General features: G+C 42.0%; 13 protein-coding genes. 7 read left to right on the top strand and 6 right to left on the bottom strand.

The genetic code is table 11. The annotated features are described in order from the left end of the window. Positions 1-87: 87 nt before the first annotated feature. Positions 88-3,450, bottom strand: coding sequence for a WD40 repeat domain-containing protein (locus HWQ40_RS21730; RefSeq protein ID WP_292781652.1), 3,363 nt, complete (start codon positions 3,448-3,450; stop codon positions 88-90). Between the two features lie 403 nt (positions 3,451-3,853). On the opposite strand from HWQ40_RS21730, the gene HWQ40_RS21725 reads away from it, so the two are divergent. After that, positions 3,854-5,767 (top strand): ArsA family ATPase, encoded by a 1,914-nt coding sequence (locus HWQ40_RS21725; protein ID WP_292781650.1) that lies wholly within the window; start codon positions 3,854-3,856, stop codon positions 5,765-5,767. A 45-nt stretch (positions 5,768-5,812) separates the two neighbouring features. Then, positions 5,813-6,097 carry a hypothetical protein gene (locus tag HWQ40_RS21720; protein WP_292781648.1) on the top strand — a complete coding sequence of 95 codons (285 nt, stop codon included), beginning with the start codon at positions 5,813-5,815 and terminating at the stop codon, positions 6,095-6,097. 76 nt (positions 6,098-6,173) lie between these two features. Here HWQ40_RS21720 and HWQ40_RS21715 read toward each other — a convergent pair whose 3' ends face one another. Next, positions 6,174-6,617, bottom strand: a complete 444-nt coding sequence (locus HWQ40_RS21715; protein ID WP_292781647.1) for a pentapeptide repeat-containing protein — start codon at positions 6,615-6,617, stop codon at positions 6,174-6,176. 231 nt (positions 6,618-6,848) lie between these two features. On the opposite strand from HWQ40_RS21715, the gene HWQ40_RS35700 reads away from it, so the two are divergent. Next, positions 6,849-6,926, top strand: coding sequence for a hypothetical protein (locus HWQ40_RS35700; RefSeq protein WP_366934020.1), 78 nt, complete (start codon positions 6,849-6,851; stop codon positions 6,924-6,926). Positions 6,927-7,042: 116 nt separating this feature from the next. On the opposite strand, the gene HWQ40_RS21705 is transcribed toward HWQ40_RS35700, so the two are convergent. From HWQ40_RS21705 to HWQ40_RS21690, 4 genes are all read right to left on the bottom strand, one after another. Continuing rightward, a complete protein-coding gene (locus HWQ40_RS21705; protein ID WP_292781646.1) occupies positions 7,043-7,408 on the bottom strand; it encodes an aspartyl protease in 366 nt (121 codons plus the stop codon). After that, entirely contained in the window at positions 7,405-7,722 is a 318-nt protein-coding gene (locus tag HWQ40_RS21700; RefSeq protein WP_292781643.1) for a hypothetical protein, read from the bottom strand. The genes HWQ40_RS21705 and HWQ40_RS21700 overlap by 4 nt, the downstream gene beginning before the upstream one ends. Continuing rightward, positions 7,719-7,919, bottom strand: a complete 201-nt coding sequence (locus tag HWQ40_RS21695; RefSeq protein WP_292781641.1) for a hypothetical protein — start codon at positions 7,917-7,919, stop codon at positions 7,719-7,721. The genes HWQ40_RS21700 and HWQ40_RS21695 overlap by 4 nt, the downstream gene beginning before the upstream one ends. A 167-nt stretch (positions 7,920-8,086) precedes the next feature. Next, complete coding sequence (locus tag HWQ40_RS21690) at positions 8,087-8,338, bottom strand: gas vesicle protein GvpG (RefSeq protein ID WP_292781638.1); 252 nt, start codon at positions 8,336-8,338, stop codon at positions 8,087-8,089. Positions 8,339-8,550: 212 nt separating this feature from the next. Here HWQ40_RS21690 and gvpN point away from each other — a divergent pair, with 212 nt between their 5' ends. From gvpN to HWQ40_RS21670, 4 genes are read left to right on the top strand one after another with little or no spacing between them, the layout of a single operon-like run. After that, complete coding sequence (gene gvpN / locus HWQ40_RS21685; RefSeq protein WP_292781635.1) at positions 8,551-9,723, top strand: gas vesicle protein GvpN; 1,173 nt, start codon at positions 8,551-8,553, stop codon at positions 9,721-9,723. Continuing rightward, positions 9,720-10,067 (top strand): gas vesicle protein, encoded by a 348-nt coding sequence (locus HWQ40_RS21680; RefSeq protein ID WP_292722738.1) that lies wholly within the window; start codon positions 9,720-9,722, stop codon positions 10,065-10,067. Before gvpN ends, HWQ40_RS21680 begins: the two co-directional genes overlap by 4 nt. After that, entirely contained in the window at positions 10,054-10,488 is a 435-nt protein-coding gene (locus tag HWQ40_RS21675; protein WP_292781631.1) for a gas vesicle protein K, read from the top strand. The genes HWQ40_RS21680 and HWQ40_RS21675 overlap by 14 nt, the downstream gene beginning before the upstream one ends. A gap of 36 nt (positions 10,489-10,524) precedes the next feature. Further along, a complete protein-coding gene (locus HWQ40_RS21670) occupies positions 10,525-11,274 on the top strand; it encodes a GvpL/GvpF family gas vesicle protein (protein WP_292781629.1) in 750 nt (249 codons plus the stop codon). The last annotated feature ends 201 nt before the right edge of the window (positions 11,275-11,475 follow it).

The following is an 11,475-nucleotide window of genomic DNA, read 5'->3' as shown; positions in this document are numbered from 1 at the left end:
TTTGCCACCCTTCAGATGTACGGAATTTGTTCAAAACTCAAATAGGAGTCCTATAGTCCGCTAGCAATGAGTTCAGCAACAAACTTATCAAATGTCTGACCTAGATGTACGTTCATAAGAAATCTCTAGAAACTCCAACCGTATTGGGCAGATACCTACACGTTGGTTCTCTGTGGGTATTGATTGCCAAGCAAGGCGATGTTTCCAGTGCGATGTGAAATTAAGTTGAACTGCTTGCTTAAAGTCCTCCAAAGCTGCTGAAAAAGCTTTCTCTTTTAGCTTTGCTGCACCTTGGTTGTTCAACTGTTTAGGGCATTGTGGATTCCATACATATTTTTGACAAATTTGGTGGGCAATTTCTATATCACTGCCATTGTCAGGATTTTGAAAGATGGGATGATAATGTAACCTGTTGCAGCAAACTTGCAACCATTCTTGCCACCCACAGTGCCACAAGCGCACTGTTCCATCAAGACTACCACTGGCAATCAGTTTACCATCAGGGCTAAAAGCTGCGGAATTTACCCAATATTCATGTCCGTGCCAAGGTTGACCAATGGGTTTGCCGTTGCTATCCCACAAGCGCACTGTAGAATCATTGCTGGCACTGACAATCCACTTACTATCAGGGCTAAAGGCGACAGAATTAACTTCTTTTTCATGTCCGCGCCAAGGTTGACCAATGGGGTTGCCGTTGCTATCCCACAAGCGCACTGTAGAATCATTGCTGGCACTGACAATCCACTTACTATCAGGGCTAAAGGCGACAGAATTAACTTCTTTTTCATGTCCGCGCCAAGGTTGACCAATGGGGTTGCCGTTGCTATCCCACAAGCGCACTGTAGAATCATTGCTGGCACTGACAATCCACTTACTATCAGGGCTAAAGGCGACAGAATTAACTTCTTTTTCATGTCCGCGCCAAGGCTGACCAATGGGGTTGCCGTTGCTATCCCACAAACGGATTGTCGAATCATTGCTGGCACTGATAATCCACTGACCATCAGGGCTAAAGGCGACAGAATTAACTTCTTTTTCATGTCCCTGCCAAGGTTGACCAATGGGGTTGCCGTCAGTATCCCACAAACGGATTGTCGAATCATTACTGGCACTGACAATCCACTGACCATCAGGGCTAAAGGCGACAGAATTAACTTCTTTTTCATGTCCCTGCCAAGGTTGACCAATGGGGTTGCCGTCAGTATCCCACAAGCGCACTGTCGAATCATTGCTGGCACTGACAATACACTTACCATCAGGACTAAAGGCGACAGAATTGACCCAATTCTCATATTTGCGCTGCGATCGCCCGATGACCCGATCTTGTAGTATTTGATGTAGCTCCCACAAACGCACAGTTTGATCGCCACCACTGACAATCAGCTTGCCATCGGGGCTAAAGGCTAGGGAATTAACCTGTCCTTCATGTCCGCGCCAAGGTTGAGTGATGGGGTTGCCATTGATATTCCACAAGCGTATTGTCCGATCGCAGCTACCACTAATAATAAACTTGCCATCAGGGCTAAACGCTACAGAATTTACATGTCCTTCATGCCCGTGCCAAGGTTGACCGATGGGATTACCTTGTATGTCCCACAACCGCACTGTACAATCACTACTACCACTGACAATAAACTTGCTATCAGAGCTAAAGGCGACGCAAATAATTTTTGCCTCATGTTTGTGCCAGGGTTGAGTGATGGTGTTACCTTGTAAATCCCACAAACACACCGTTCCGTCAAAACCAACGCTGACAATGCGTACCCCGGAGGGGTTGGCGCAGCCATCGCCATTTGGGTTAAAGGCGACGGAAATAACTCCTTCCTTGTGTCCGCGCCAAGGTTGAGTAATGGCGTTACCTTCTAAATCCCACAAACACACTGTTCCGTCAAAACCAACACTGACAATGCGTACCCCGGAGGGGTTGGCGCAGCCATCGCCATTTGAGCTAAAAGCGACGGAAATAATTCCTTCCTCATGTCCCTGCCACGGTTGAGTAATGAGATTACCTTGTAGATCCCATAAACACAAAATTCCGTCAATACTGCCACTAACAATAAACTTGCCATCAGGGTTAAAGGCTATACAATTAACCTCTTGCTCGTGTCCACACAAAAATTGAACAGTAGGATTGCCAATGATATTCCACAAGCACACCGTAGAATCGCTACTGCCACTGGCAATAAACTTGCCATCAGGACTAAAGGCTACACAATTCACCTCTTGCTCGTGTCCGCGCAAGCTATTCGTCTCTGTGGGTGTGTTCATTGCTTCCTTTAAGCTTCCCAAAACAGGAGCTAGAAGCTGGTTTGGGTATTTCTCTAGATTCTCACCCATTGTTTGAATTGCCAGCACCAAACCCTCTAGCGGTTGAACAGGAAGTAAATTTAAAACCCTGGCAGATTGCTCGCGCAGTTTTAATTCAGTCAGTGCAAGGTTTAACTTTTGAATCTCTTGTTCCTTTTCTTTCGAATGGCGATCGTGCCATCCAACACTACCATTAATAAATCGATTAGCTTGTTCGTCTAAATAACCAAACGTTTGCTCTTTTAGTTCTTTATAAGTCTTTGTCTTCAGAACCCGGTTTGCAATATTTTCTCTTTCCCACAGTACATCTAAGGTGTATGCCAGAAGTGGTAGATAATCATTTTGTTGGTGAAAATCATGAATAATTTGCTCAACTAATCCTTGTTCAAAGGTAACGCCATTTCTAGCAGCAGGTTCAGCGATCGCTAACTTTAATTCTCCATCGCTCATTCTAGTGAGTATACGACTATAGCAATCGTGGATCTTCGCAAGTTGGGGATACTCACTAAATTTATCCAAAAAATCAGAGCGCATTGTTAAAACAATTTTCACAGAGCTATCCTGCTGCTGGAACAGTTGAAAGAGACTAGCAACAAATTTATCGCGTTCCGGCTTTTGAGTTTTCGTAAACAGTTCTTCAAATTGGTCAATAAAAATCAGAACGCACTGATAATCTTGTTTGAGGAATGTGACAATTTTAATTAGAGTATTTTCTCTTATTTCTCGAGCAATATCCGCTATTGGTGATTTTTTCCCATAAGTAAAAGCAAGACACTGATAAAGAGATTTAAAAGGATTTTCATCTGGGTGAAAACTTATATTAATTAATGAATTGTTATTGTTTCCCAAATAAGGAATTAAACCTGCCCGAATCAATGATGATTTGCCACTGTCTGATGCTCCTAAAAGCAAGAGTACATTATCTTTTTTTAAGCGATCGCCCAGATTAGCAATCCACTTCTCCCGACCAAAAAATTTGTCTTTATCTTTAATTTCAAAAGTTTTTAGTCCTAAGTAGGGAGAGTCTGTTTTAAGTGGACGACGATGAATGTCCTCAGACTTACTGTCAGAAAAAAAGTTGTATTCAGAAATACCTTGGACATTACACCCAATATTTATATCGCCTTCAGAACTGTTAACCATCTTATCTCCTTACCTTTGGACACCTCTGGCTAAATCTTTACCTCAGTTATAGTTCCTCCGCTAATCTTTGTAAGTAACTCAACAAAATTAATTACATCTCTTGTGAAGCTTTCCCTGTCACCGCTCTATAGGATCTACGGTGTAGACACAAGTCGAATTACCCCCCTTAATCCCCCCTTGTAAAAGGGGGAAACCGGAAAATCTAGTTCCCTCCCCAATGCATCGGGGAGGGTTAGGGTGGGGTAAAACCCGGATTTGTCAATTATTTCCAACTTGTGTGTACACGGTAGCCTATAGGATAGAAGTTTTGTAAATCCCGTCCCATCCTTAAATAGCTTTATTCAGCAAAATTACTTAAGTAACTTTCAAAAATATGTAGTAACTTTATCCTAAAACGCCGGAAATGACAAACGGGATGGAACTTTTTGATAACCTACACCTTGCTATGTTTAGCGGCAAAGGTGGAGTCGGAAAAACGACAATCTCCTGCACCTTTGCATGTCGTTGGGCACAGAAATTTGCCAATGAGCAAATTCTTTTAATCTCAACCGATCCGGCTCACTCTCTTGGAGATGTTTTACAAGTTAGCGTTGATGACATTCCTCGTCCCATAGCGGAACTACCCAATCTACTAGTAAGGGCGTTGGATGCAAAGCGTTTGCTACAAGAGTTTAAAGAACGTTATGGTCAGGTGTTAGAACTGTTAGTGGAGCGCGGTAGTTTTGTTGAAGGACAAGACTTGCTTCCAGTTTGGGATTTAAATTGGCCTGGACTAGACGAGTTGATGGGCTTGTTAGAAATCCAACGCCTTTTTAAGGAGCAGCAGGTAGATCGAGTAGTAGTGGATATGGCTCCTAGCGGTCATACTCTCAACTTGTTTGGATTGATGGACTTTTTAGACACTTTCCTCCACTCTCTTGAACTGTTTCAAGAAAAGCATCGGTTTATTAGCAAGACCTTTGCTGGAAGTTACACACCTGATCGCGCTGACGAGTTTTTGCAAACTCTGAAAGCTGAACTGTCCCAAGGTCGTCGTCTGCTTCAAGATCCCACCCATACAGCTTGTTTGTTAGTTGCGATCGCCGAACCAATGAGTTGGTTGGAGTCAAAACGATTCCTAGAAGCCTTACAAACCATGCAGATTCCTTGCGGAGGGTTGTTTGTTAACCAAGTCCTTGGCAGTGCGACTGACCCAGATCGTTACCAAGAACAACAACCGCTGATCGGTCAGTATACGGATCTTGCTAGCGGAAAGCCGATGTTTATTGTGCCACAACAAGATGAGGAGCCTTTAGGGATTCTAGCCCTCAGCCATCTCATCAACCAAATCGATATTCCTCAGCTTGAACCGCTATCTCCTATTGATCTACTCCCAGTTCAATGGCCGGAAACAATTCCTCCTAGCTTTGGAGATTTTCTGAGCAAAGGTCGTCGCCTGTTACTAATTGGCGGTAAGGGTGGAGTAGGCAAAACCACAGTAGCAGCTGCCATTGGTTGGGCTATGGCTCAACAACATCCTGAGCGTAAAATTCGCATTGTTTCTATCGATCCAGCCCATTCCTTGGGTGATGCCTTTGGTCTGAGTTTAGGACACGAACCATATCAAATAACTGCCAATCTTCGAGGTCAGGAAGTGGATGGCGATCGCATTGTCGATCAATTCAGAGCCGATTACCTATGGGAACTGGCCGAAATGATGAGTGGCGAAACCCAAACAACCGAAGCTATTGAAATTGCCTATGCTCCTGTTGCCTGGCGCAAAATTGTCGATCAAGCTTTACCAGGGATCGATGAAATGCTTTCCCTGTTAACAGTAATGGAATTGCTAGAGCAACAAGAAGAAGACTTGATTATTTTAGACACTGCTCCTACAGGTCATCTTCTGCGTTTTCTAGAAATGCCAACTGCACTGGCAGACTGGCTAGCTTGGATTTTCAAACTCTGGATCAAGTATCAGAATGTCCTTGGTCGTACAGAGTTTATGGGGCGTTTACGAATTTTGCGACAGCGCGTGGTCAAAGCCCAAAAAGTGCTAAAAGACCCACAACAAGCAGAGTTCATTGGGGTTACACTTAACCAGGCTAGTGTACTTGCCGAACAACAACGCCTGTTCAAATCTCTTCAAGAAATAGGTGTGAGCCAGAATTACCTTGTTCTCAACCGCTTTACTTCTACAGCAACCATTAATTGCGATGGTGCGAGCAAGGATGACTGCCAGACAAATTTTCCAGGTTTGACAATGGTTCGCTTACCTGTGCTTCCTCGCTCAGTTCAGCCTTTAGAACGCATCCAAGCAGCAGCCGCCTGTTTATTTTAACGGCTAATTAGACTAAATACTTTCATACCCAAAGAGAAATTTATTATGCATCGCACTCCAAACCGCAGACAAATTCAAGCCAAACTTAGCTCAATGCCTCCTCAACGTTCTCAAGCAACAGTTTACTTAAATGCTTACAAAATCATGTTGGAAAAAGAGCGTTTAGAGCAGGAACTAGAGAAACTCGAAGCACGCCGACATCAGATTCAGCAGCGTCTTGCTATTTTAAATAGTCAAACAATTGCTGAAGAGGACACGACCCATCAACAAGCAAATACTAAGTTGGAAGACAATACACCAAAATTCAACACCCTAACATTGGAATACTAAGTACTAAGATTTAAGCTTGCCTATATCATTCTCATTCCCTTTGCTCTCTATTTTAGGAAATAAAACCCTGTACATACTAGTGTGAAGTATGCAAACTACGATCTGGCATAGTTGTTTTGAAAAATCTAACGTCAGTAAAATTTGCTTTATCTGTAATAGCATCAGTAAAGTTCGCAAGGCTAAAATCTGTTTTTATAGGTTCTACTATATTCCCTATAGTTTCTTCGTAAGGGCTAAAATCAGCACTGCTTAAATTAGCCTCAGTAAAATACGTTGATAATAATTTAGCTCCTTTGAATTTAGCCCTCACTAAATTAGCTTTATCAAAATTAGCTCCTGTTAAATTGCATTTATTAAAGTTAACATTAGCTAAATTAGCACCTGTAAAATTTCTATAAGAAAAATCTTGTCCACAAAGGTCAGCATCGCTAAGATCGGCTTTAAAGTTTGGATCTAAGTCCACTTTATTGTTCCACTCCTCACCATTTTGCAGTAAGCTCAAGTGTATTCTGTTAGCCATTTTTTTACCTCAGATATCAGTATAAATGTACTATATAACAATTTTACAGTCAAGCATATATTGGGGGTAAAAAACGTTCTTTGTGAGTAACGCCTATTAAACTACTAACTAATTCGGCTTCTAGGGTACGAGGTAACGTAATTTTCTCATAATATTCATTTTGTTCATCCCAATAGCCACACACTTTATAATCACACTGGTCAAGATGTTCTTGAACAAGAAGATGAGCAATTGTATGAAAGATTACTAAACGAATTTCCTACTTGGATTAAAGAGGCAAGGGCTAAAGGTATATTGAGTGCTTTGTAATAGCAGTCATTGTATGAGTGTATTTTCTACCAATTACTTAATTGCCAATAGGGGTCAAATGAGCAATCGATACTGTTGGTCTTTGAGGCATTTTTCTCTCTTTTTATCGGTCGTAGTTATCCCAACGTTAATTCACCCGACTGTATATCAACGACTAACCGACGATTTGTTAACCATTGACGACCGAGTAAAACTTCTGTTAAATCTTTGCCAACATGTACAGGTATGTCAAACTCTTGACCATCAAATAGTACTTGACCAAGATAGATTTCAAATTTTACATCTCCCCGTGCAGTTCGCATTGTTTGCTCTCGTAAACGCTCCCAACCAAGTGCATCTATATCTTGGTCATTAATCGCTAACCAATATGAAAAACCTGTATCAAACATCGCCCCAACAGGTAATTCTAATCCATCTGATGTTATTAAATTAATTTCAAAAAGTAGTGCATCCTCATCACCAAAAAAACCGGAAATCGTCATATCGTGCCGCAAGCCCCAGACTCATTAATCCGAAAAGTATAGTGGATTTTGCCTGGATGCTGTTGGCGACACTGTAATGAAACTACTTCTAAATCTTTATCAACAAAATATTCTCCACTATCCGGTTCAACTGCAACAAACCAGTTGTAGTGAGTTTCAATTAACTCTGATTTAACTCGATCAAAAATAGGTTTACAACGTTGGTAAAAAGCCTCGCGTTCGGCTTCACGTCGTGCTTTTTGTTCCTCATTCCACTGGATTTGGGGGAATATTCGTCCCCTGCGTGCGGTACGAGCAGGTTTAGTTTCAGTCATGGCTGATTATATTCTGAATCGCGATACTTATATTTTCCCTCATCCACACATCGCGGATTAAATTCGATGAAAAAAGCCTTGCGTTCGGGGGTACTGTCCGTGAAAAATATTGTATTGTGGTTGTGGGAATACACGGTATCACAAGCTACTAATTTTTGATGTTGGCAAAAGTTTTCGGTGTACTGAAATTTATTCATGGGAATTAACTTCTGCCACGGCAGCTGACGGCAGTTGCTACCCTTCTCCTAACGGAGACGCTGCGCGAACGGGAACGCCAAGGGCGAACAAGTCGGCAAAGCCGCCCAACGCACTGCCTCCTTTATGTCGGGAAACCCTTTCGGCAGTTCCTCCTCTGCCTCCTGCCTTACTCTTGTGTTTGATTGTGTTCCTCCTGTTCTGCTTCCAAAATCGCTAATAAAAGGGCTTCTTCCTGAATTTCAAACTCTTCTTCAGGAATTTCTCCCATATCAAAAGCAAGTTGGAGTGCAAGAAGTTGCTTGCTGAGATTTTCTTTATCATCAATTTCAGTACTCGCCTGTTCTAAAATTTTTTCCCCAAGCCACGTTACCCCCATTAATGGGCCAGTAATCGGTAATAGTAAGAAGCGCAGAACCATATTGCTTTACACTTGTGTGGACTTCTTAAAGGTATCCTCTCAACACCGTAATCATGCTGATGACATAAATATTAAACATTACTAGTCTTGTGTTGATGCCAAAATGCGTTGGATTTGAGTCCAGTTAAGGCTGATTGACATCTGTATTTTATATTTGCAATGTAAAAAAATACTTTTGTATGACACATTACTACTTAGGAGGTACTTAGAGTTTGACAACAGTATTAAATGCATCTCCCCAACGATTTGTCAATACCCCTGCTGTTCAACGCATCGCTCAACGTGCTTTGCGCTATCTACAGTCAGGTTTTTCAATACATTTACGCGGTTCAGCCGGAGTCGGAAAAACTACTCTGGCAATGCATCTAGCTGATTTGCTCAACCAGCCTATCATCCTCTTATTTGGAGATGATGAGTTTAAAACCTCAGACTTGATTGGTAATCAATTAGGTTATACCCGTAAAAAGGTTGTTGATAACTTCATCCACAGCGTTGTCAAAGTTGAGGATGAACTCCGACAACATTGGGTTGATGCACGATTAACCCTAGCTTGTAAAGAAGGATTTACGCTGGTTTACGACGAATTCAATCGATCGCACCCTGAGGTAAATAACGTTTTACTCTCTGTACTTGAGGAGAGGTTGTTAGTATTACCAACAAACCAACATCGAGCCGAGTATATCCGGGTTCATCCTCAGTTTCGGGCAATCTTAACATCAAATCCTCAAGAGTATTGTGGAGTTCATGCAACTCAGGATGCTTTGATGGATCGTGTTATTACCATCGATATGCCTACACCTGATGAACTGAGTCAGCAGGAAATTGTAGTTCATAAAACAGGTATAGATTCTGAGAAAGCAGAAGTAATTGTCCGCTTAGTACGGACGTTTTGGAGTCGATCTGGTTCTGGACAGGGCGGTGGATTACGTTCCTGTCTGATGATTGCCAAAATCTGCCACGAACACGAAATTTCCGTAAACCCTGGAGATTCTTGCTTCCAAGATATTTGTGCCGATATCCTGCTTTCTCGCACGAATCAACCTCTCATCGAAGCAACTCGGCTACTGGAAGAGGTTTTAAGTGAATTGTATCATAGTATAAATACTCAATCTCAGTCGTCAGAGATAATACCAAACAGCCCAAATCAGATTGTATTGGAACAACGAGTACCTTACGAGCATGAAGTCTACAACTACCTGTGTAATTCTCCAGGAAGGCGTTTCTCTGAATTGGCAGTAGAATTAGCGATTGATCGCAGTCAAATTGTGGCTGCACTCAAGTCTCTTAGAGAGCAGGGAGTATTAGTACAAATGCAGGGCAATGCCGAGCCGCCGAACGTATCACAGACAGTTGCTTTTGATTCTGGCCATTTAATAAACAAATGAGTACTAATACTAACCGAGGAGTTATCACAGCAACTCAGGGTTCTAGCTTGGCAGATATTCTAGAACGGGTTCTGGATAAAGGCATTGTTATAGCAGGAGATATTTCTATTTCCGTAGGCTCCACAGAATTGCTCAACATCCGAATTCGTTTGTTGATTTCTTCTGTTGATAAAGCCAAAGAGATTGGAATTAACTGGTGGGAGAGCGACCCCTATCTTAATAGTCAAACTCGCACCTTATTAGCAACTAATCAACAACTTCAAGAGCGTCTTGCCAGTCTAGAAACAGAACTGCAATCGCTCAAAGTACTCAATCCTAATAATCATCAGAATGCAGGCGATTAGTAAATCAAAAGGTTCCGATTCAGGTTTAGCACCATTGTTACTGACGGTTGTTGAGCTGATACGCCAACTCATCGAAGCTCAGGTGATTCGGCGAATGGATGCTGGCACCCTCAACGACTATGAGCTAGATCGAGCTGCCGAAAGCCTGCAACAGCTTGAACAACAGGTTGTTAAACTTTGCGAGATATTTGATATTGACCCAGCCGAGCTAAATATTAACTTGGGTGAAATGGGAACTTTACTTCCCCAATCTGGAGGATACTACCCCGGTGAAACCTCTAGTCAACCCTCTATTCTAGAACTCCTCGATCGCCTATTAAATACGGGTGTTGTGGTTGAAGGTGACTTGGACTTAGGACTAGCTCAGTTAAGCTTAGTTCATGCCAAGTTGAGATTAGTACTCACCTCTAAACCCCTGTAATTTTTTTATCTAGATTCTTCTTGGTAAGACATTCTTATGAGTTATGGCTTTTACATTTATGGAATTTTGACCTTGCCTGCTCCACAAAACTTAAATTTACAGGGCTTAGATCGGCAACCTGTACAAATTAAAATTTTGGATGATTTTGCAGTAATCTACTCGGAAGCACAGCAAGAGCGTTATTTGGCCAGCCGTCGTAACCTGCTAAGTCATGAAAAAGTCCTTGAGGAGATCATGCAAGCAGGCGATCGCTATTTACTGCCCGTGCAATTTGGACTTTTGGTTTCAAGCTGGGAAACGGTTTCACAGCAATTAATTCGTCCTCATCAAGAAGAATTGACGCAATTGCTTGCGAAGTTATCGGGTTGCCGAGAAGTTAGTGTCAAAGTTTTTTGGGATACCGAGGCAGAAATTCAGGGACTATTGGCAGAACACCCAAATCTCAAAACCGAAAGGGATAAACTAGTAGGTCAACCCCTGAGTATGGAGCGGGTAATCCAAATAGGGCAAACCATCGAACAGGGAATGAACGATCGCAAGCAAGGCATCATAGATATATTTCAAGGCACACTCAACTCCATTGCGATCGAAGTGGTAGAAAATACTCCCCAAATGGACACAATGATCTACAATTCAGCCTACCTAATTCCTTGGGAAGCAGAATCACAATTTAGCGAACACGTTGAAGCACTCGATCGCCAATTTGAAAACCGTTTGCGAATTCGTTACAACAATTTCACTGCCCCGTATAACTTTGCTCGTCTTCGATTAACCATTTCCAACTGATTAATTCCTCTCCCTGTTGAACAGCAATAAAAATTGAGAATCAAAAATATTGAAACTTTTAATTTTTTGGAACAGGACTTACGCAATAACTCTCTAAAACTCTTATTTCTCTGCGTCCTTGGCGTCCTTGGCGGTTCGTTTTTTCATTATTTTGCGTAAGTCCTATGAAAATAAAATTTTTCTCTCCCTTTTATTTAAGTA

This window comes from Nostoc sp. NMS9, from assembly GCF_017114995.1.
Lineage (GTDB): Bacteria > Cyanobacteriota > Cyanobacteriia > Cyanobacteriales > Nostocaceae > Nostoc.
Note: the sequence above shows the minus strand (reverse complement) of the source record. Positions and strands in the feature narration are given on the sequence as shown.

Excerpts from the sequence above, each read along its gene's own strand:
- HWQ40_RS21730 (WP_292781652.1), bottom strand. The coding sequence starts at position 3,450 with ATGGTTAACAGTTCTGAAGGCGATATAAATATTGGGTGTAATGTCCAA.
- HWQ40_RS21725 (WP_292781650.1), top strand. The coding sequence starts at position 3,854 with ATGACAAACGGGATGGAACTTTTTGATAACCTACACCTTGCTATGTTT.
- HWQ40_RS21720 (WP_292781648.1), top strand. The coding sequence starts at position 5,813 with ATGCATCGCACTCCAAACCGCAGACAAATTCAAGCCAAACTTAGCTCA.
- HWQ40_RS21715 (WP_292781647.1), bottom strand. The coding sequence starts at position 6,617 with ATGGCTAACAGAATACACTTGAGCTTACTGCAAAATGGTGAGGAGTGG.
- HWQ40_RS21705 (WP_292781646.1), bottom strand. The coding sequence starts at position 7,408 with ATGACGATTTCCGGTTTTTTTGGTGATGAGGATGCACTACTTTTTGAA.
- HWQ40_RS21700 (WP_292781643.1), bottom strand. The coding sequence starts at position 7,722 with ATGACTGAAACTAAACCTGCTCGTACCGCACGCAGGGGACGAATATTC.
- HWQ40_RS21695 (WP_292781641.1), bottom strand. The coding sequence starts at position 7,919 with ATGAATAAATTTCAGTACACCGAAAACTTTTGCCAACATCAAAAATTA.
- HWQ40_RS21690 (WP_292781638.1), bottom strand. The coding sequence starts at position 8,338 with ATGGTTCTGCGCTTCTTACTATTACCGATTACTGGCCCATTAATGGGG.
- HWQ40_RS21680 (WP_292722738.1), top strand. The coding sequence starts at position 9,720 with ATGAGTACTAATACTAACCGAGGAGTTATCACAGCAACTCAGGGTTCT.
- HWQ40_RS21675 (WP_292781631.1), top strand. The coding sequence starts at position 10,054 with ATGCAGGCGATTAGTAAATCAAAAGGTTCCGATTCAGGTTTAGCACCA.
- HWQ40_RS21670 (WP_292781629.1), top strand. The coding sequence starts at position 10,525 with ATGAGTTATGGCTTTTACATTTATGGAATTTTGACCTTGCCTGCTCCA.